Origin of the sequence: Phycicoccus elongatus Lp2, assembly GCF_000367525.1 — a bacterium.
GTDB lineage: Bacteria > Actinomycetota > Actinomycetes > Actinomycetales > Dermatophilaceae > Phycicoccus_A > Phycicoccus_A elongatus.
In genome coordinates this window covers 1,730,204-1,746,907 of the sequence record NZ_HF570956.1, presented here as the reverse complement: position 1 = coordinate 1,746,907, position 16,704 = coordinate 1,730,204, and the positions used below count along the sequence as shown (strand labels likewise).

At 69.1% G+C, this 16,704-nt stretch carries 18 protein-coding genes; 11 read left to right on the top strand and 7 right to left on the bottom strand.

Going from position 1 to position 16,704, the window contains the following annotated elements:
* The first annotated feature begins 66 nt into the window (after positions 1–66).
* The 3 genes from BN10_RS08285 (at position 67) to BN10_RS08275 (ending at position 3,074) form a co-directional block, all read left to right on the top strand.
* On the top strand, positions 67–741 hold the full coding sequence (locus BN10_RS08285) for an arsenate-mycothiol transferase ArsC (RefSeq protein ID WP_040752988.1): 675 nt from the start codon (positions 67–69) through the stop codon (positions 739–741).
* A gap of 322 nt (positions 742–1,063) precedes the next feature.
* A complete protein-coding gene (locus BN10_RS08280) occupies positions 1,064–2,041 on the top strand; it encodes a hypothetical protein (protein ID WP_010850776.1) in 978 nt (325 codons plus the stop codon).
* A gap of 52 nt (positions 2,042–2,093) precedes the next feature.
* Positions 2,094–3,074, top strand: coding sequence for a hypothetical protein (locus BN10_RS08275; protein WP_010850775.1), 981 nt, complete (start codon positions 2,094–2,096; stop codon positions 3,072–3,074).
* Between the two features lie 38 nt (positions 3,075–3,112).
* Here the strand turns inward: BN10_RS08275 and BN10_RS08270 are convergent, their stop codons facing one another.
* The 4 genes from BN10_RS08270 to BN10_RS08255 are packed head-to-tail and all read right to left on the bottom strand — an operon-like array spanning position 3,113 to position 8,224.
* Positions 3,113–3,370 carry a formate dehydrogenase subunit delta gene (locus BN10_RS08270; RefSeq protein ID WP_010850774.1) on the bottom strand — a complete coding sequence of 86 codons (258 nt, stop codon included), beginning with the start codon at positions 3,368–3,370 and terminating at the stop codon, positions 3,113–3,115.
* The gene (gene fdhF / locus BN10_RS08265) at positions 3,367–6,198 is read right to left on the bottom strand and encodes a formate dehydrogenase subunit alpha (RefSeq protein ID WP_010850773.1); all 2,832 of its coding nucleotides are present in this window, start codon (positions 6,196–6,198) and stop codon (positions 3,367–3,369) included. The genes BN10_RS08270 and fdhF overlap by 4 nt, the downstream gene beginning before the upstream one ends.
* Complete coding sequence (locus tag BN10_RS08260; protein WP_010850772.1) at positions 6,195–7,763, bottom strand: NADH-ubiquinone oxidoreductase-F iron-sulfur binding region domain-containing protein; 1,569 nt, start codon at positions 7,761–7,763, stop codon at positions 6,195–6,197. The genes fdhF and BN10_RS08260 overlap by 4 nt, the downstream gene beginning before the upstream one ends.
* Positions 7,760–8,224 (bottom strand): NAD(P)H-dependent oxidoreductase subunit E, encoded by a 465-nt coding sequence (locus tag BN10_RS08255; RefSeq protein WP_010850771.1) that lies wholly within the window; start codon positions 8,222–8,224, stop codon positions 7,760–7,762. The genes BN10_RS08260 and BN10_RS08255 overlap by 4 nt, the downstream gene beginning before the upstream one ends.
* Positions 8,225–8,459: 235 nt before the next feature.
* Between BN10_RS08255 and BN10_RS08250 the strand changes: the two genes are divergently transcribed.
* The 7 genes from BN10_RS08250 to BN10_RS08220 all read left to right on the top strand — a co-directional run bounded on the left by BN10_RS08250 (position 8,460) and on the right by BN10_RS08220 (position 14,849).
* The gene (locus BN10_RS08250) at positions 8,460–9,398 is read left to right on the top strand and encodes a hypothetical protein (RefSeq protein ID WP_010850770.1); all 939 of its coding nucleotides are present in this window, start codon (positions 8,460–8,462) and stop codon (positions 9,396–9,398) included.
* A 294-nt stretch (positions 9,399–9,692) separates the two neighbouring features.
* The gene (gene rpsO / locus BN10_RS08245) at positions 9,693–9,962 is read left to right on the top strand and encodes a 30S ribosomal protein S15 (protein WP_010850769.1); all 270 of its coding nucleotides are present in this window, start codon (positions 9,693–9,695) and stop codon (positions 9,960–9,962) included.
* 125 nt (positions 9,963–10,087) lie between these two features.
* The gene (locus BN10_RS08240) at positions 10,088–12,472 is read left to right on the top strand and encodes a polyribonucleotide nucleotidyltransferase (protein WP_010850768.1); all 2,385 of its coding nucleotides are present in this window, start codon (positions 10,088–10,090) and stop codon (positions 12,470–12,472) included.
* Between the two features lie 113 nt (positions 12,473–12,585).
* Complete coding sequence (locus BN10_RS08235) at positions 12,586–13,335, top strand: YbaB/EbfC family nucleoid-associated protein (RefSeq protein ID WP_010850767.1); 750 nt, start codon at positions 12,586–12,588, stop codon at positions 13,333–13,335.
* A 39-nt stretch (positions 13,336–13,374) separates the two neighbouring features.
* Complete coding sequence (locus BN10_RS08230) at positions 13,375–13,689, top strand: hypothetical protein (RefSeq protein WP_010850766.1); 315 nt, start codon at positions 13,375–13,377, stop codon at positions 13,687–13,689.
* 15 nt (positions 13,690–13,704) lie between these two features.
* Positions 13,705–14,421: a WXG100 family type VII secretion target gene (locus BN10_RS08225; RefSeq protein ID WP_010850765.1), complete on the top strand. Its 717-nt coding sequence runs from the start codon at positions 13,705–13,707 to the stop codon at positions 14,419–14,421.
* Complete coding sequence (locus BN10_RS08220; RefSeq protein WP_156917185.1) at positions 14,418–14,849, top strand: hypothetical protein; 432 nt, start codon at positions 14,418–14,420, stop codon at positions 14,847–14,849. Before BN10_RS08225 ends, BN10_RS08220 begins: the two co-directional genes overlap by 4 nt.
* Positions 14,850–14,906: 57 nt before the next feature.
* On the opposite strand, the gene BN10_RS17310 is transcribed toward BN10_RS08220, so the two are convergent.
* Positions 14,907–15,044 (bottom strand): hypothetical protein, encoded by a 138-nt coding sequence (locus BN10_RS17310; protein WP_010850763.1) that lies wholly within the window; start codon positions 15,042–15,044, stop codon positions 14,907–14,909.
* 166 nt (positions 15,045–15,210) lie between these two features.
* Between BN10_RS17310 and dapB the strand changes: the two genes are divergently transcribed.
* Entirely contained in the window at positions 15,211–15,954 is a 744-nt protein-coding gene (gene dapB / locus BN10_RS08215) for a 4-hydroxy-tetrahydrodipicolinate reductase (RefSeq protein WP_010850761.1), read from the top strand.
* Positions 15,955–15,972: 18 nt separating this feature from the next.
* Here the strand turns inward: dapB and BN10_RS08210 are convergent, their stop codons facing one another.
* Both BN10_RS08210 and BN10_RS08205 read right to left on the bottom strand, forming a co-directional pair.
* On the bottom strand, positions 15,973–16,290 hold the full coding sequence (locus BN10_RS08210) for an AzlD domain-containing protein (RefSeq protein ID WP_010850760.1): 318 nt from the start codon (positions 16,288–16,290) through the stop codon (positions 15,973–15,975).
* Positions 16,287–16,704, bottom strand: a 418-nt coding sequence (locus BN10_RS08205; RefSeq protein ID WP_407674654.1) for an AzlC family ABC transporter permease, incomplete at its 5' end; no start/stop codon positions are given. The genes BN10_RS08210 and BN10_RS08205, both read right to left, overlap by 4 nt.

Genomic DNA, 16,704 nt, shown 5'->3' with positions numbered 1-16,704 from the left:
TCAACATATCGAAGATTCCGGCCCGGGCCGGGTTCGCCGGTGGCTCACGCGTTTAGCCTGTTGCCCGTGACCGCTACGCGTGGGACCTCGCCGACTCCGCTGCGCCTCCTCTTCGTGTGCACCGCCAACATCTCGCGATCGCCGTACGCCGAGCGGAGGGCGGCACACCTGCTGCGCGAGCTGGGCGCGGCTGGGGAGTCGGTCACCGTGGAGAGTGCCGGCATCCCCGGGTATCCCGGGCGGGACATGGATGCGCCGATGGCGGCGCAGCTTCGGCTGCGCGGCGGCGATCCGACCGGCCACGTCAGCCGCTCCCTGACCAGCGAGATGCTCGCCCTGGCGGACGTCGTCGTCACGTTCGAGTTCGCCCAGCGAATGCGGATCCTCGAGTCGCATCCGGGTTGGGGACACAAGCTGTTCGGCCTGCACCAGCTCGTCGATGCCGTCGACCGAACCCCGGGGGGTGCGACCGGTTATCGGCTCATCCACGAGCTCCAGCTGGCCGCCGCTCCGGACTCGATGACGTGGGACGTGGCTGACCCGCATGGCCGTGGCGCGGCAGTGGCGCGCAGGGCTGCCGACGAGATCGACAGGGCACTGGTGCGTATCGTCCCCGCCCTCGTCGGTCTGGAGGCGGAGGCCATCGAGGCGTCCGCGCCGGGACAGCCGAGGCTGTTGGGGCGCGGGTTACGCCTCGGATTCGGGCGGAAGCCTGGGCGCAGCAGCCCACGATCTGGCTGACCTGGCCTGTGCGTCCTCTTCCGTCCCCACGGCCTTCTCGGAAAGCGTCGTACGGCGGCGCCGCCACGTGCTACCGTATCGTCGGTTTACCGAATGCATACCGTGCGTAGAGAATGGAATGGGGTCTAGATGAGCGGCTCGAACACCGGCCAGACAGGGGCAGTCGGTCGAAGGACGCTTGCCAAGGGCGCGGCGTGGGCTGTGCCCACGATCGCCGTGGCCGGGGCCGCGCCAGCGCACGCAGCGTCGGGGATCACGACCACGACCACCACCCTCCCCCCCCTGCGTCGCGGCGATCGGGACGACCGGTGGCACGTATCCCGTGAGCGTCAGCCTGAGTGGCTGCAACAGCGCCAGCTCGCACTGGGACTTCATCTTCCGGATCACCGCGGCTTTGAAGAGCGGCACTGCCTGCGACTGCAACTACCTGCGGCTCACCTTCTTCGACAACCCGAAGCGGACTCGCCTGTGGATCAGCAACAACACCACCGCCCAAAATCCGCAGAGCAACACGAGCAACAGCCCTCGGCTGTTCGTGCAGAAGGTTCTTGCTGCCGGGGCAACGGCGGCGTTTCCCGCCCAGGGTGACAACGTGCGTCGAGTTGGCGGCGCTTCTAACAGTTTCCAGACGGACTCGGGCACCGCCTCAGTCGGGACCATCACCGCTCCCGGAACCGCGGACGACTCACTCCACACGCTTATCTTCCCGAACGGGAGCCTCCCGTGCTCCGCGAGCGGGCCCATGGCCTATCTCAGGGTCGAGTGCGGAGCGACTTCGAACGGGCCCTGGACTCCGTTGGGTGGTTTGGCAGAGATCAACCCCTGCGTGCCGATGATCCAGGCGACCGTATGCCGGTTCGACACCACCGGCAACGATCGCTACCGACTCGGGATCTCCGTGCTGAACTCCTGCGGCATTCCGGCGTCCAGCTTCAGGGTCACGAACATCCAGCGCAACAATGACACGAACTTCCCCAACGAAGGCACGTCGGTGTGGTCAGGTAATCAGGCGCTCAGTAACGCAGTGACCAACATCGACATGACCTCCACTGGAAGCGGAGGACAGCTCTGGATTTCGTTCACGACCGACGGCGGTACCAATACGAGCCGAATCCGGGTTTCCACCAACAACAACACGTGCGTCGGAGCGCGTGCCGCCGCCGAGTCGGAGGCGGGCACGCCAGAACCCCTCACCGCCCAGTCCGAGGCTGAGACCGGGACGTCGACGCCGCCCGAGACTCCCGAGTCGGGCATCCCCGAGACTGACGCCTCGCCGCCGCCGCCGCCCACCGACCAGTAGCGGCGGGTGGACGGGTGACCGTCACGGACCTCGCGCCGATGGTGCGGGGTCCGTGACCGTGTTCGAGTCAGCCAAGGGCAGCAGGAGGGGCAGCGATGCCGTGAAGTTCATCGTTCCTGTCCCTGACAGCCCGTACTACCTGTGGCAGGCGCTCGTCCAGATGGCGAGCTTCCGGGAGCTGGGGTACGAGGAGGACGCGCACTACCCGATCGTGTACTTCAACGAGCGACCCTCCGACCTCCTCCTGCGCTTCTGGGAGTCCGACGAGATCCGGGCCTCCCTGCACCTGTACCCGGACACGCGGACCGAGACCTCCTACTCGGCGTCGATGAAGCCGTGGCTGACGGGGAAGTTCTTCGAGCAGTTCCCCGGCGAGAGCTCGAGCGTCTACAACTACCTCGACCCCGACTGCGTGTTCACCCGACCCATGGACTTCGCCCCCTTCCTGGCGGGTGACGACACGTGGTACGGCTCGAACACCCGCAGCTACACGGGGGTGCAGTACCTCCGCGACAAGGGCGATCAGCTGTTCCTCGACCTGTGCGGGATCGCCGGCGTCGTCGCCGACGACGTCCTGGCCCATGACGAGAACTCGATCGGAGCGCAGTACTTCGTCAAAGGTGCAGGCGCCGACTTCTGGTTCGATGTCGAACGCACGTCGGTCCTCGCCTATCACCACATGCGCGACACCGCGGCGCTGTACCACCCAGCGGACCATCAGTACCCCGTCCAGGCCTGGTGCGCGGAGATGTACATGCAGCAGTTCGCGACCATCAAGGCCGGCTTCACACCTCGCGCGACACCCCTCATGGACTTCTCCTGGGCGAACGCACCTGCCGCTGACTGGGATGCCAAGCCGTACTTCCACGACGCGGGGCAACCGACCGAGAACGGCCGCGACTTCTGCAAGCTCACGTGGCAGTCCTCCCCGTTCCGCAAGGAGATCGCGGTCTCACGGGAGTCAGCCTCCTGGCAGTACCTTCAGCTGATCCGGAGAACCGAGAAGATGTTCCCCGACCTGATCTGGGACTGACGTCGCGCCAAGGGTGACGCGCCGGGATGCGATGCCCCTCAGCCGCCGGAGGGCTCCTTGATCTCTCCCCGGTCGACCTCACCGTCGACGAGGTCGCCCGCGGCTGCCACGAGCAGCGGGTGCAGCGTCGTATCACCCCAGCGGATGCGGGCGAGGAGTTCGTGACGCATGCGCGGCTCCCAGAACTTCTTGATGTGGGTCGCGATCTCCATCGCCGCCTGGTCACCGGGCAGGTGCTCGAGGTGGCGGACGAGGTCGTGCCCCATCCGCACGACGGCGGGCTCGGCGGTGCTCACGGGCGACCCGCGACGGCATCCGCCGGGACATCGGCGCCCGCGCCGGCATTGGCCCGGGCCGCCTGGGTGACGACCTCGACCTGCACGGCCGTCACCTTGTACTCGGGGCAGTTCGTCGCCCAGTCGGAGTTCTCGGTCGTCACGACGTTGGCGCCGGTCACCGGGTGGTGGAACGTCGTGTAGACGACGCCGGCCGGCATCCGGTCCGAAACGAGCGCCGTCAGGCGCGTGGTGCCGACGCGCGAGGACAGCTCGACGACGTCACCCGACGTCACCCCCCGCAGCTCGGCATCCGAGGGGTGGATCTCGAGGACGTCCTCGGGGTGCCACGTCGAGTTCGGCGTGCGCCGGGTCTGCGCACCGACGTTGTACTGCGACAGGATGCGCCCGGTCGTGAGCACGAGGGGGAATCGCCGGTTGGCCCGCTCGGTCGTCGGCACGTACACGGTCTCGGTGAGCTGCCCGAGGCCGCGCACGAACGACCCGACGTGCATCGTCGGCGTGCCGTGCGGGGCGGCCTGCGTGACCGGCCACTGCATCGAGCCCTCGGCGTCGAGGCGCGCGAACGAGACCCCGGCGAACGTCGGGGTCGTCGCGGCGATCTCGTCCATGATGTGCGACGCCTCGGCGTACGACATCGGGTAGCCCATCGCCGTCGCGATCTCGCAGACGACCTGCCACTCGTCCTTGCCGACCCGGCTCGGCATGACCGGCCGCACCCGGTTGATCCGGCGTTCGGCGTTGGTGAAGGTGCCGTCCTTCTCCAGGAACGAGGCCCCCGGCAGGAAGACATGCGCGAAGCGCGCGGTCTCGTTGAGGAAGAGGTCGTGCACGACGACGAGGTCCATCGCGCGCAGCGCCGCCTCGACGTGGCTGGTGTTGGGGTCGCTCTGGGCGATGTCCTCACCCTGCACATAGAGCCCCCTGAACGAGCCGCCGATCGCCGAGTCGAACATGTTCGGGATACGCAGCCCCGGCTCGGCCTGGAGGGTCACCCCCCACAGCGACTCGTAGATCTCGCGCACCTCGGGCCTCGACACGTGCCGGTAGCCCGGCAGCTCGTGGGGGAAGGACCCCATGTCGCACGAGCCCTGGACGTTGTTCTGCCCGCGCAGCGGGTTCACGCCCACGCCCTCGCGCCCGAGGTTGCCGGTGAGCATCGCGAGGTTGGCCATGCCCATGACCATCGTCGAGCCCTGGCTGTGCTCGGTGACGCCGAGCCCGTAGTAGATCGCCGAGTTCGGCCCGGCGGCGAACAGCCGCGCCGCGGCACGCAGGTCGGATGCCGGGATGCCGGTCACGTCCTGCGTCGCCTCCGGCGAGTGCTCGGGCCCCGCGATGAAGGCCAGGTAGGCGTCAGCGTCCTCGCAGCGCTCGCGCACGAAGGGCTCGTCCCACAGCCCCTCGGTGACGATGACGTGGCACATCGCGTTGACGAACGCGACGTTGGTGCCCGGGCGCACCGGCAGGTGCAGCGCCGCCTCGACGTGCGGGGAGCGCACGAGGTCGATGCGCCGCGGGTCAGCGACGATGGCCTTGGCCCCGGCCCGCAGCCGCTTCTTCATCCGCGACGCGAAGACGGGGTGCGCGTCGGTGGGGTTGGCGCCGATGACGAGCATGACGTCGGCCTGCTCGACCGAGGCGAAGTCCTGCGTGCCGGCGGAGGTGCCGAACGCGTGGTTGAGCCCGTACCCGGTGGGGGAGTGGCACACCCGCGCGCACGTGTCGATGTTGTTGTTGCCGAACGCCGCCCGAACCATCTTCTGGACGACGTAGACCTCCTCGTTCGTGCACCGCGACGAGGAGATGCCGCCGATCGAGCCCACGCCGTGCTTCTCGCGCAGGGCGAGGAAGCCCTCGGCGACGCGGGTGATGGCCTCCTCCCACGTCACGACCTGCCACTCGTCGTCGATGGAGTCACGGGCCATGGGGGAGAGCTGGCGGTCGCGGTGCGAGGCGTAGCCGTAGGCGAAGCGGCCCTTGACGCAGCTGTGGCCCTCGTTGGCGCCGCCGTCCTTCCACGGCACCATCCGCACGACCCGGGTGTCGTCGCCGCTGCCCTGCACCTCGGCCTTGAAGGAGCACCCGACCCCGCAGTAGGCGCACGTCGTGACGACGGTGCGCGACGGCATCCCCAACTGGATCACCGACTTCTCGGTGAGCGCGTCGGTCGGGCACGCCTGGACACAGGCGCCGCAGGAGACGCATTCCGAGGACAGGAAGTCGGTGCCGCCGGCGGTGATCCGCGAGTCGAAGCCGCGCCCCTGCACGGTGAGGGCGAAGGTGCCCTGGACCTCGCCGCAGGCGCGCACGCACCGGTTGCAGACGATGCAGGCCTTGGGGTCGTAGGTGAAATAGGGGTTGGACGTGTCCGCGGTGTCGTCGAGGTGGCTCGCGCCGCCGCGGCCGTAGCGGACCTCCGCGGCACCGGTCTGCACGGCGAGCGCCTGGATCTCGCAGTTGCCTCGGGCGCACCCGGCGCAGTCCTGCGGGTGGTCGGAGAGGTAGAGCTCCATGACGCCGTGCCGCAGGGCGTGCACGGTGTCGGTGTCGGTGCGCACGACCATGCCGTCGGCGCACGGGGTGGTGCACGAGGCCGGGGTGCCCTTGGCGCCCTCGACCTCGACCAGGCACAGCCGACAGGACCCGTAGGCCGCGAGGTTGTCGCTCGCGCACAGCTTGGGGATGTCGATGCCGGCCCCGCGGGCGGCGCGCAGCACAGAGGTGCCCTCCGGGACCGTGACCGCGCGACCGTCGATGGTGAGCGTCACGTCGTGGTCGTTGGCGACCGCGGGGGTGCCGAGGTCCGGTTCGTGGATGAGCGTCATGAGGTGCTCCCCTCCGACGAAAAGTGCACTATTGGTGGGTTCTTGTCGGAGTCGACTGGTGGGTTCTGGGCGAAGTCGGCCGGGAAGTGCCTGAGCGCACTGCGCACCGGCATCGGCGTCAGGCCGCCCATCGCGCACAGCGAGCCCTTCTCCATCGTCGTGCAGAGGTCTTCGAGCAGGACGAAGGCCTGGTGGCGGCTGTCGGCGTCGGGCGCTGACCGGATCCGGTCGATGACCTCGACGCCACGCACCGACCCGATCCGGCACGGGGTGCACTTGCCGCAGGACTCCTTGGCGCAGAACTCCATCGCGAAGCGCGCCATGTCGGCCGCGTCCATCGTGTCGTCGAAGACGACGATGCCGCCGTGGCCGATCATCGCGCCGGCCTCGGCGAAGGCCTCGTAGTCCATCGGCAGGTCGAGTTGGTCCCCGGCGACATAGGCACCGAGGGGTCCGCCGACCTGGGCGGCCTTCAACGGCCGCCCGGAGCGGGTGCCACCGCCGTAGCCCTCGATGAGTTCGCGCAGGGTGATCCCGAAGTCGGCCTCGACGATGCCGCCTTGCTTGACGTTGCCGGCCAGTTGGAAGACCTGGGTGCCGCGGGAGCGGCCGGTGCCGAGAGCGGCATACGCCTCACCGCCGTCGGCGAGGATCATCGGGACGGTCGCGAGCGACAGGACGTTGTTGACGACGGTCGGCTGGCTAAAGAGGCCGACGAGTGCGGGGATCGGGGGTTTGGCGCGCACCTCGCCGCGCTTTCCCTCGAGGCTGTCGAGCATCGAGGTCTCCTCGCCGCAGATGTAGGCCCCGGCGCCGACCCGCACGTGCAGGTCGAAAGTGAAGCCCTCGCGGCCGGCGATGTGCCGCCCGAGCCAGCCGCCGGCCCGGGCCACGTCGATGGCCCGGCGCAGGGTTGCGATGGCGTCGGGGTACTCCGAGCGGACGTAGACATAGCCTTCGCTCGCGCCCACGGCATACGCGGCGATTGTCATGCCCTCGAGGAGACTGAAGGGGTCACCCTCGAGGAGCATGCGGTCTGCGAAGGTGCCGCTGTCGCCCTCGTCGGCGTTGCAGCAGACGAACTTGAGGTCACTCGCGGCCTTGCGGACGGTCTCCCACTTGATGCCCGTGGGGAAGCCGGCCCCGCCTCGTCCACGCAGGCCCGAGGTGGTGACCTCGGCGACGACGTCGGCGGGGTCGAGGGTGAGGGCCCGCTCCAGACCCGCGTACCCCCCATCGCTGCGGTATGCCGCGAGGTCGGTGGGTTCGTGGCGCCCGACCCGGGTGAAGGTCACGCGGTGCTGGTCGGCCAGCCACGGGTGGTCCTCGACGACGCCGAGGTCGACGTGGTTGCCGGCGAGGATGTCGCCGGCGTACTGGGGTCGCACCGCGGCATACCCGATCCGGCCGGCGTCGGTCTCGACCTCGACCAGCGGTTCGAGCCAGAGCATCCCGCGCGAGCCGTTGCGGCGGACGGTGGCACCCGCGGCGGCGAAGGCCTCGGCGACCTCGTCGGCGCCGACGGCGCGGGCCGCCGCATCGCAGGGCACCCAGACCGTCGTCATGCCGTCCACCCGGCCGCGGCCGTGTCGAGACGCTCCAGGGTCAGGCGCCCGACCAGTGTTCCGTCGAGGACAGCCGACGGTCCCAGCGCGCAATTGCCCAGGCAGAAGACCTCGCCGACCTCGACGTCGCCGCCAGCAGGGAACCGGGCCTGCGCCGCGGCATACAAGGCCTGCGCGCCGACCGCCTGGCAGGCCTCGCCGCGGCACACCTGGACCCGATGCGCGGGCGGGGGAGTGCGCCGGAAATCGTGATAGAAGCTGACGACCCCGTGGACGTCGGCCCGGCTGAGGTTGAGCACGTCCGCGATGACCGCGATGTCCTCGTCGCTGACCCAGCCGTGCTCGGCCATGACGGCGTGGAGGATCGGCAGGAGGGGACCACGTTGCGCGCGGCCGGCGGTGGCGAGTTCCCGGGTGGTCGTGGCCCGTGCGGACTCGGTCGTGGGGACTGTTCCAGCCATGGGCGCTCCTTTGCGTGACCCGTTGCGACCCACTGTAGGCGTCCGTGGTGGGGCATTACCTCGCGACTTGTCGAGTTGAGGTCGTCGACCCGGTCGATCGGCGACATCACCTCGCGAATTGTCGAGTTGAGGTCGCCGACCCGGTTGATCAACGACCTCACCTCACGAGGTGGTTCGGGAGTCGGGGCCTGTGGACAACCGATTGCGGTGCCCGGACCTCCGAAAGACTGGGCTCATGGCTGCCTTCGACCCCACGTCACCCTTCCGCCGCGCCGACGCCCTTGCCGCCGGACTCACCGTGGGTCAACTTCGCGGACCGGGCTATCGCCAGTTGCTCCGGGGTGTGCACGTCTCGAGCGAGGTCGAGGTCGACGTCAGGGTCCGCGCCCGCGCCGCCCTGCTCGTCGCGCCCGAGGGTGCGGCGATCGCGCGGCATACGGCCTGCGAGCTGTGGGACGGCTGGCCCCCGCCGGACTGGCGCACCCACATCGTCCTTCCCTCCGGGCAGGACAGCCGCTCTGCACGGATGGTCGGGCAGGCAGTCGATGCTCGGGCGAGCCGATCGACCGACGGCATCACGACCCTGGCCGGGATCCGCCTCACCGACCGGGTGCGGACCTTCCTCGACCTGGCCGCGGACTGCGACCTCGTCGATCTCGTCGCGGTGGGCGATTCACTCGTGCGCAGGGACCGGCTCGATCCGCGACGCCTGCGTGAGGCCGCCGCGACACCTGGTCGGCACCGCCTGCTGGCTCGGCGCGCGGCCGCGCTCGTGCGACCCAGGGTGATGTCACGGCCGGAGTCGCAACTGCGCATGCTGCTCGTCCTGGCCGGCTTGCCCGAGCCGTCCGTGGACGTCCAGTTCAGCGATCCCGATGGCCGGTTGGTGCGTCGCCTCGATCTGGGCTATCGGGACCATCGAGTGGCGGTCGAGTGGGGGGGCCGCCAGCACGCCGACGACCACGAGCAGTGGCACTCCGACATCGATCGGCGGGAGGACTTCGACAACCGCGACTGGCGCTTCGTGGTGGTCACGTCGAAGGGGTTGTGGGTCGAACCCGAGCGCACGCTGGCCCGCGTGGTCAAGGTGCTCCGGTCCCGGGGTGCAGACGTCGACATCCGCTCGGCGCAGTGGCAGAGATATTTCGGTCCGCGCCATCGTCGGACCGCCTGAGCCACTGACTGGTCCATGAGTCGGATGTCGCGACCTGTCGAGTTGATGTCGCGAGGAAACGGAACCAACGACACCAGGTCGCGATGTCGCGAGTTTGTGTCGTCGGCTGGCGGGTCTTGGTTGGGGAGGGCAGGGGGGCGTCGCTTCCGGGGACGGTCGCCGACGATTAGGGCGTATGCCGCGTGCTCGGCTACCCTTGAGATCGCCGTCTGAACGGCCGCGGAACCAGAGAGCCCCGGTGAACCAGCCCGGGCGCGCCGCGCAACGAGAATCCAGAAGGAGAGTCGGACACCCATGCCACTGAGCACCGACGTCAAGAAGCAGATCATGGCCGAATACGGCACGTCCGAGGGCGACACCGGCTCCCCTGAGGTGCAGATCGCGCTGCTCACCCAGCGGATCAAGGATCTCACCGAGCACTCCCGCACCCACAAGCACGACCACCACAGCCGCCGGGGCCTGCTGCTCCTGGTCGGCCAGCGTCGCCGCCTGCTCCGTTACCTGGAGAGCGTCGACATCGAGCGCTACCGGTCGCTGATCAAGCGCCTCGGCCTGCGCCGTTGATTTCATGACGAAGGGCGGCTCCGCACGGGGCCGCCTTTCGGCATGTCTGCACAACAACTGAATACGAAGGCAACCGCGGCACAACGACGATGCACGCGGCATACCAAGAGAAAAGGAGGGTTCCCGTGGAGGGACCCGAAATCACCTTCGCCGAAGCCACCATCGACAACGGCAGCTTCGGCACCCGCACGGTTCGGTTCGAGACCGGCCGTCTGGCCAAGCAGGCCGGCGGCGCCGTCGCGGCCTACCTGGACGAGGACACGATGCTCCTGTCCACCACCACCGCCGGGAAGCACCCGCGCGAGGGCTTCGACTTCTTCCCGCTGACCGTGGACGTCGAGGAGCGGATGTATGCCGCGGGCAAGATCCCCGGCTCCTTCTTCCGTCGCGAGGGTCGCCCGTCGACCGAGGCGATCCTCACCTGCCGGCTCATCGACCGCCCGCTGCGCCCGTCCTTCGTCAAGGGCCTGCGCAACGAGGTCCAGGTCGTCATCACCGTCCTGGCGCTCAACCCCGACGCCCAGTACGACGTGCTCGCCATCAACGCGGCCAGCGCCTCCACCCAGATCTCCGGCCTGCCGTTCAGCGGCCCGATCGGTGGCGTCCGCGTCAGCCTGATCGACGGCCAGTGGGTCGCCTTCCCGCAGTTCTCCGACATCGAGCGCTCGACCTTCGACATGGTCGTCGCCGGCCGGGTCGTTGGTGACGACGTCGCGATCATGATGGTCGAGGCCGAGGCCACCGAGTCGACCTGGAACCTGGTCAAGAACGAGGGCAAGACCGCCCCGACCGAGGAGGTCGTCGCCGAGGGCCTCGAGGCCGCCAAGAAGTTCATCAAGGTCCTGTGCGAGGCCCAGGCCGAGCTGGCGACCAAGGCGGCCAAGCCGGTCGAGGAGTTCCCGCGCTTCCTGGACTACCAGGACGACGCCTATGCCGCGGTCGAGCAGGCCGTGGCCGGCGACGCCGCCCAGGCCCTGACGATCGCCGACAAGCAGGCCCGTGAGGCCCGCCTCGACGAGCTCAAGGAAGGCCTCAAGGCCGACCTCGCCGGTGAGGGTAAGGAGTTCGAGGGTCGTGGGGCCGAGATCTCGGCCGCCTTCCGCTCGGTGCAGAAGAAGCTCGTGCGCGAGCGCATCCTGCGCGACAAGGTCCGCATCGACGGCCGTGGGCTCAAGGACATCCGCGCTCTCTCCGCCGAGGTCGAGGTGCTCCCGCGGGTGCACGGCTCGGCGATCTTCGAGCGTGGCGAGACCCAGATCATGGGCGTGACGACGCTGAACATGCTCCGCATGGAGCAGCAGCTCGACACCCTCTCGCCGGTGACGCGCAAGCGCTACATGCACAACTACAACTTCCCGCCCTACAGCACCGGTGAGACCGGCCGTGTCGGCTCGCCGAAGCGCCGCGAGATCGGCCACGGAGCGCTCGCCGAGCGCGCCCTCATGCCGGTCCTCCCGACCCGCGAGGAGTTCCCCTACGCGATCCGTCAGGTGTCCGAGGCGCTCGGCTCCAACGGCTCGACCTCCATGGGCTCGGTCTGCGCGTCGACCCTCTCGCTGCTCAACGCCGGTGTGCCGCTGCGCGCCCCGGTCGCGGGCATCGCGATGGGCCTGATCTCGGCCGAGGTCGACGGGCAGATGTCGTATGCCGCGCTGACCGACATCCTCGGTGCCGAGGACGCTTTTGGTGACATGGACTTCAAGGTCGCCGGCACCAAGGAGTTCGTCACGGCCATCCAGCTCGACACCAAGCTCGACGGCATCCCCGCCGACGTGCTTGCTGGTGCGTTGACCCAGGCCCGTGAGGCCCGCCTGCACATCCTCGACGTCATGAACGAGGCCATCGACGCTCCGGACGAGATGAGCGCCTACGCGCCCCGCGTCATCAGCGTCCAGGTCCCGGTCGACAAGATCGGTGAGGTCATCGGCCCGAAGGGCAAGATGATCAACCAGATCCAGGAGGAGACCGGCGCGCAGATCTCCATCGAGGACGATGGCACCGTCTACATCGGCGCGACCGACGGTCCGTCGGCGGAGGCGGCGCGGGCGATGATCAACGCGATCGCCAACCCGCAGATGCCCGAGATCGGGGAGCGCTTCCTGGGGACCGTCGTGAAGACGACGACCTTCGGCGCCTTCGTCTCCCTGCTGCCCGGCAAGGACGGTCTGCTGCACATCTCCGAGGTGCGCAAGCTCGTCGGTGGCAAGCGGATCGACGCCGTCGAGGACGTCCTGGCCGTCGGCCAGAAGGTCCAGGTCGAACTCAAGGAGATCGACCCGCGCGGCAAGCTGTCGCTGGCCGCCGTCCTGCCCGAGGGTGCCGAGGCCGCGGCCGCTGAGTCGGCCGACGACGCCGGCGACGATGCGGGATCGGACGACAACGGTGCCGAGGGTGGCGAGCACCGCGAAGGTGGCGAGCGCCGTCCGCGCAACCGTCGCCGTGGCGGTGGCCGTGGTCGTGGTGACCGCGGTGAGCGCTCCGACGCCGAGGGTGCCCCCACGGACGCCTGACGCGAGCACGCAAGCCAGCGGCGCGGCATACCCAGTCGGTATGCCGCGCCGCTGGCTTGTGTGGGGAGTCCTCCCCATTGTCCGGGCCCGGTGTCGTTGGAACAGTGGAGCCCATGAGCGATGTTGACGACCTCTACGACTTGCGGGACAACCTGGACGGACTCCGGTCCCGCCTCGACCGCGCGGGCGTGGCTGCGGACCCGGGACCGTTGCGGGCCCACGACGAGTCCGGAGCCGTGAGCGTCGAGACGGACGCGAAGGGTGTCCTGCGCTCGGTCACCGTTGCCATGGACTGGAGCGCCAAGGTGGCGCCGCAGGCGCTCGGCGCCGCTGTCCTCGACGCGGTCGCTGCCTTGGCGACCCAGCGGTTGGAGGAGGTCGGTCGGGCGCTGGAGGAAAGCTTCGACGGGCCGGCCCCAGCGCGCACGCCGTTGCCGGCTCAGTACCAAACTGTCGCCGGGCACCTCGAGGAGCGGCTGGGTGAGGGGCGCAGCCAGGAGGAGATCGACGCCTTCGGGATGGCCCTGATCGCCACCCTCCAGGACTTCATCGACAGCGTGGACGAGGTCAGCTCCGATCTCGGCGCGATGCGGGGTCGGGAGGTCACCGGACAGAGCGACATCGACCGCAACGTCGTGGCGACCATGGACGCCGCCGGCAACCTCGTCGACCTGGCGCTGCACCCGGTCTGGCTGGAGCGTGCCCACCCGAACAACATCAGTCGACTCATCGTCGTCGCCATCGACGACGCCCGGCGCAACCTCGGAGCCACGCTGCCCCAGGTCGTCGCCGACAGCAGGATGACTCGCCTCGCGGGCGAACTCAACGACCCGGACGCGCTCGCCGCGCGGCTCGGGCTCTGATCGGACCATCGAACCAACCATGACCAAGGGGAACCAACCATGACCTTGAAAGTCAGTCTTGACGCCTTGCACGCCGACAGCGTGCTGTGGTCCGAAGTCGCCGGGAAACTCTCGACAGCATCAGGCGCAGCGTGGGGCCAATGGCTCTCGGCGCACGAGTTCACCGGCGTCGCCGATCGTGAAGGCCTCGTCGCCCTCTACCAGGAGTGCCTGACCAAGGTGGCGAACCTGGTCAGTGAGGGATCGACCTCGGCCACCGACATCAGCAAGACACTGACGTCCGTGCGGAACCAGTACCTCGACGACGAAGCCAAGGCGCGTGCGAAGTTCGCCGGCGTCTGGGACCCCAAGTGAGAAAGCGGGCGTGACATGAATCCCATCATCGAGAAGGCCATCGAGCTCTGGAACAAGCTCATCGACAAGCTCAACGAGCTGATGGATGCCATCAACTGGATCTTGGGGAAGATCCCGTGGGGCTTGGGTTGGGTCGGGGACAAGATCCGCGAGGGCTGGAACTGGCTGATGGAGAAGTGGGGCGAGCTGGTTGCGTGGTGCGACGAGTACCTCAACAACCCGGGCAGTCCCAGTGCGTTGAGTCAGGCAGCGCAGAACTGGAACTCCCAGGTCGGCGGTCCGGTGAGTTCGCAGGCCGGGGTCATCGACGCCGGCCAGTTGACCGCTGACGACACCTGGACCGGCACTGCGGCCGACGCCTACAAGCAGGCGATTGCGCCGCAGAAGACCGCGATGGACAAGATCAAGACCGGCCTCATCGAGGGGATGCAGCAGGCCCTGGACAAGATGCAGACGGGGATCATCGTCTTCTGGACCGCCTTCGGTGCCGGTGTGGCAGCGTGCATTGCCGGCTTCATCACCGCGCTGGCCTCGACCGCGACGGTGCTGGGGGCACCGGCCGGCCCGGTCATCGCGGCAGGGGCGGTCATCATCCTGATCGCCGCGCTCGGAGGCGGAGCCCTGAAGCTCAAGGGCGACATCAACAGTTCGAAGACGATCCTCACCGGGAAGTTGAACGACCTGTCCGCCTTCCCCAATGGCTCGTGGCCGAAAGCTACTCTCGCCTCATGAGTCCCAACACCAGCCAGGCCGTGATCGCGAGTCGACGAGGCAGGGCGATCGCCCGGGTGGTCGCTCTGGTACTCGTGGGTCTCGCCCTGCTCGGTGTCGCGCTGATCACCGTTCGCCTGTCCTCCTCGGCAGGAGTGGAACTCGCCGTCGCGGCCCTTTCCATGCTGACCGTGGGCGGAGTCGGCGCCCTTGCAGTCGCGAATGCGTCCGCAGCCGGCGGAGCCACTCGTGCGGCCCCCGCGGCGCGACTGGGAACGTTGGCGTGCGGCTGTGGCGCGGTGCTCTTCTTCCTGTTCGGGGTCGTCCTCCTCGTGGCAGGAGGCGACGACGTCTGGTTGATGACCTGGCTGTCGGCGATGCTCGCCATGACCGGTGCCGTCATCGGCTGGTCGGCCGGGCGTGACCTGACACCGGATCAGAGCGTCTGACGCCGGCACGACGAAGGGCCCGACGCGCAGCGTCGGGCCCTTCCTCGTGCCGTTGGATCAGGCGGCGGTGGCCTTCTGGATCTTGCGCGGGGCCTTCCAGCGCATTTCCATGCGACTGCGGCCGTCGGGGAGGGTCACGGGGACCCACTTCATCCGCAGGGCGGCCGGGCCCATGGGTTCGGTGGCCTTCTTCATCGAGGCCTCCTTCCAACAGGTGGTTCATGCTTCGTTCACCCACAAGCATACGCGAAGGTGAACGGAAGGTGAACAACTCTCCCCTGCGTCGGCGTGGCGACCAGCGTGGGCGATGGATATCGGGCTCTCCCCTGGGAGACCTGGCGAGCCGGATAGGGTCGACGACATGAGCAACACGCGCGTGGCCGTCATTGGGGCAGCGGGCCGGATGGGGGCCACCGTCTGCGCGGCGGTCGAGGGAGCCGACGACCTCGAGCTGGTGGGGCGCTACGACGCCGGGGACGACCTGGGCGACCTTGGTGGTGCCGATGTGGTCGTCGAGTTCACCGTCCCGGCGTCCTCTCCCGCCAACGTCCGCAGGGCGCTCGCGCTCGGCGCCGATGTCGTCGTCGGCACCACGGGCTGGAGTTCGGAGCGGGTTGCGGCGCTCGAGGCGGACCTCGCGGGGTTTCCCGGCCGGGGAGTCCTCATCGCCCCGAACTTCGCGATCGGCGCGATCCTCATGATGGAGTTCGCGCGCAAGGCGGCTGCCTTCTACGAGTCGGTCGAGGTCATCGAGCTGCACCACCCGAACAAGGTCGACGCACCATCGGGCACGGCGGCCCGCACGTCAGCACTCATCGCGGCAGCCCGCACCGAAGCCGGCCTACCAGCGGTGCCGGACGCGACCACCGACGACCCGGACGGGGCCCGCGGTGCGCGCGTGGACGGCATACCGACGCACGCAGTGCGCCTGCGGGGGCTGGTCGCCCACCAAGAGGTCCTCTTCGGCGGGGAGGGCGAGATGCTCACCATCCGCCACGACTCCTTCGACCGGGTCTGCTTCATGCCGGGGGTCCTCACCGCGGTGCGGCGCATCGGCGACCACCCCGGCGTCACCGTGGGGCTGGAGCACTACCTCGGGCTCTGAGGCGCTGGACTCAGGGCGTCACGCCATCACACCCAACGCCCGCAGCACGCCCGCGACGACCGCCGCGGCGAGCACGACGATGATGAAGTTGGCGCGCAGGAGCAGGAGCACGATCGCGACGGCGATCGCGCCCACGCGGGCATCGATGACCAGCGAGCCGCCGGAGCCGACGAGTGTCTGCACGGCGAGGAGACCGGCGAGCAGGGCGACCGGCAGCAAGGTGGTGATCCGGCTGGTGCGCCCGCCGGAGACCCAGGATTCCGGCACGAGGTAGCCGACGAACTTCAGCGCGAAGCAGGCGACACAGGCCAGCAGCACGGCGATCCACATCGTCATGGCAGCGGCCCCTCGCCGACCAGATGCCCGTGGCCGTCGCTGGTCGGGCGATCCGGCCGATCCGGGCGCTGAGTGCCCCACCCGCCCAGGGCGACCACCAGGGCGGCGACCGCGGACAGGATGACCGACACCCCGGCCGGGACGAAGGGCGCGGACAGCAGGGCGATGAAGATCGCCAGCACGGCGGTGGCGATCGGGTCCCGGCCGCGCAGTCGGGGCCACAGCAGGGCGCAGAAGGCGGCGGCCGCAGCGGCGTCCAGGCCCCAGCGACGGGGATCGCCGAGGGCATTGCCCAGCAGTGAGCCGGCGAGGGTGGCGAGGTTCCAGAAGAGGAAGACGGCAATCCCGGTGTGCCAGAACCCAAGGCGCTGCGCGGCGGGCTCGGGCTGGGCAATGCCCACGGCGGGGGGGGGG

Coding starts and splice junctions, on each gene's coding strand:
- BN10_RS08235 (WP_010850767.1), top strand. CDS start 12,586: ATGAGCGATGTTGACGACCTCTACGACTTGCGGGACAACCTGGACGGA.
- BN10_RS08260 (WP_010850772.1), bottom strand. CDS start 7,763: ATGACGACGGTCTGGGTGCCCTGCGATGCGGCGGCCCGCGCCGTCGGC.
- BN10_RS08210 (WP_010850760.1), bottom strand. CDS start 16,290: ATGACGATGTGGATCGCCGTGCTGCTGGCCTGTGTCGCCTGCTTCGCG.
- BN10_RS08220 (WP_156917185.1), top strand. CDS start 14,418: ATGAGTCCCAACACCAGCCAGGCCGTGATCGCGAGTCGACGAGGCAGG.
- BN10_RS08230 (WP_010850766.1), top strand. CDS start 13,375: ATGACCTTGAAAGTCAGTCTTGACGCCTTGCACGCCGACAGCGTGCTG.
- rpsO (WP_010850769.1), top strand. CDS start 9,693: ATGCCACTGAGCACCGACGTCAAGAAGCAGATCATGGCCGAATACGGC.
- BN10_RS17310 (WP_010850763.1), bottom strand. CDS start 15,044: ATGAAGAAGGCCACCGAACCCATGGGCCCGGCCGCCCTGCGGATGAAG.
- BN10_RS08255 (WP_010850771.1), bottom strand. CDS start 8,224: ATGGCTGGAACAGTCCCCACGACCGAGTCCGCACGGGCCACGACCACC.
- fdhF (WP_010850773.1), bottom strand. CDS start 6,198: ATGACGCTCATCCACGAACCGGACCTCGGCACCCCCGCGGTCGCCAAC.
- dapB (WP_010850761.1), top strand. CDS start 15,211: ATGAGCAACACGCGCGTGGCCGTCATTGGGGCAGCGGGCCGGATGGGG.
- BN10_RS08225 (WP_010850765.1), top strand. CDS start 13,705: ATGAATCCCATCATCGAGAAGGCCATCGAGCTCTGGAACAAGCTCATC.
- BN10_RS08250 (WP_010850770.1), top strand. CDS start 8,460: ATGGCTGCCTTCGACCCCACGTCACCCTTCCGCCGCGCCGACGCCCTT.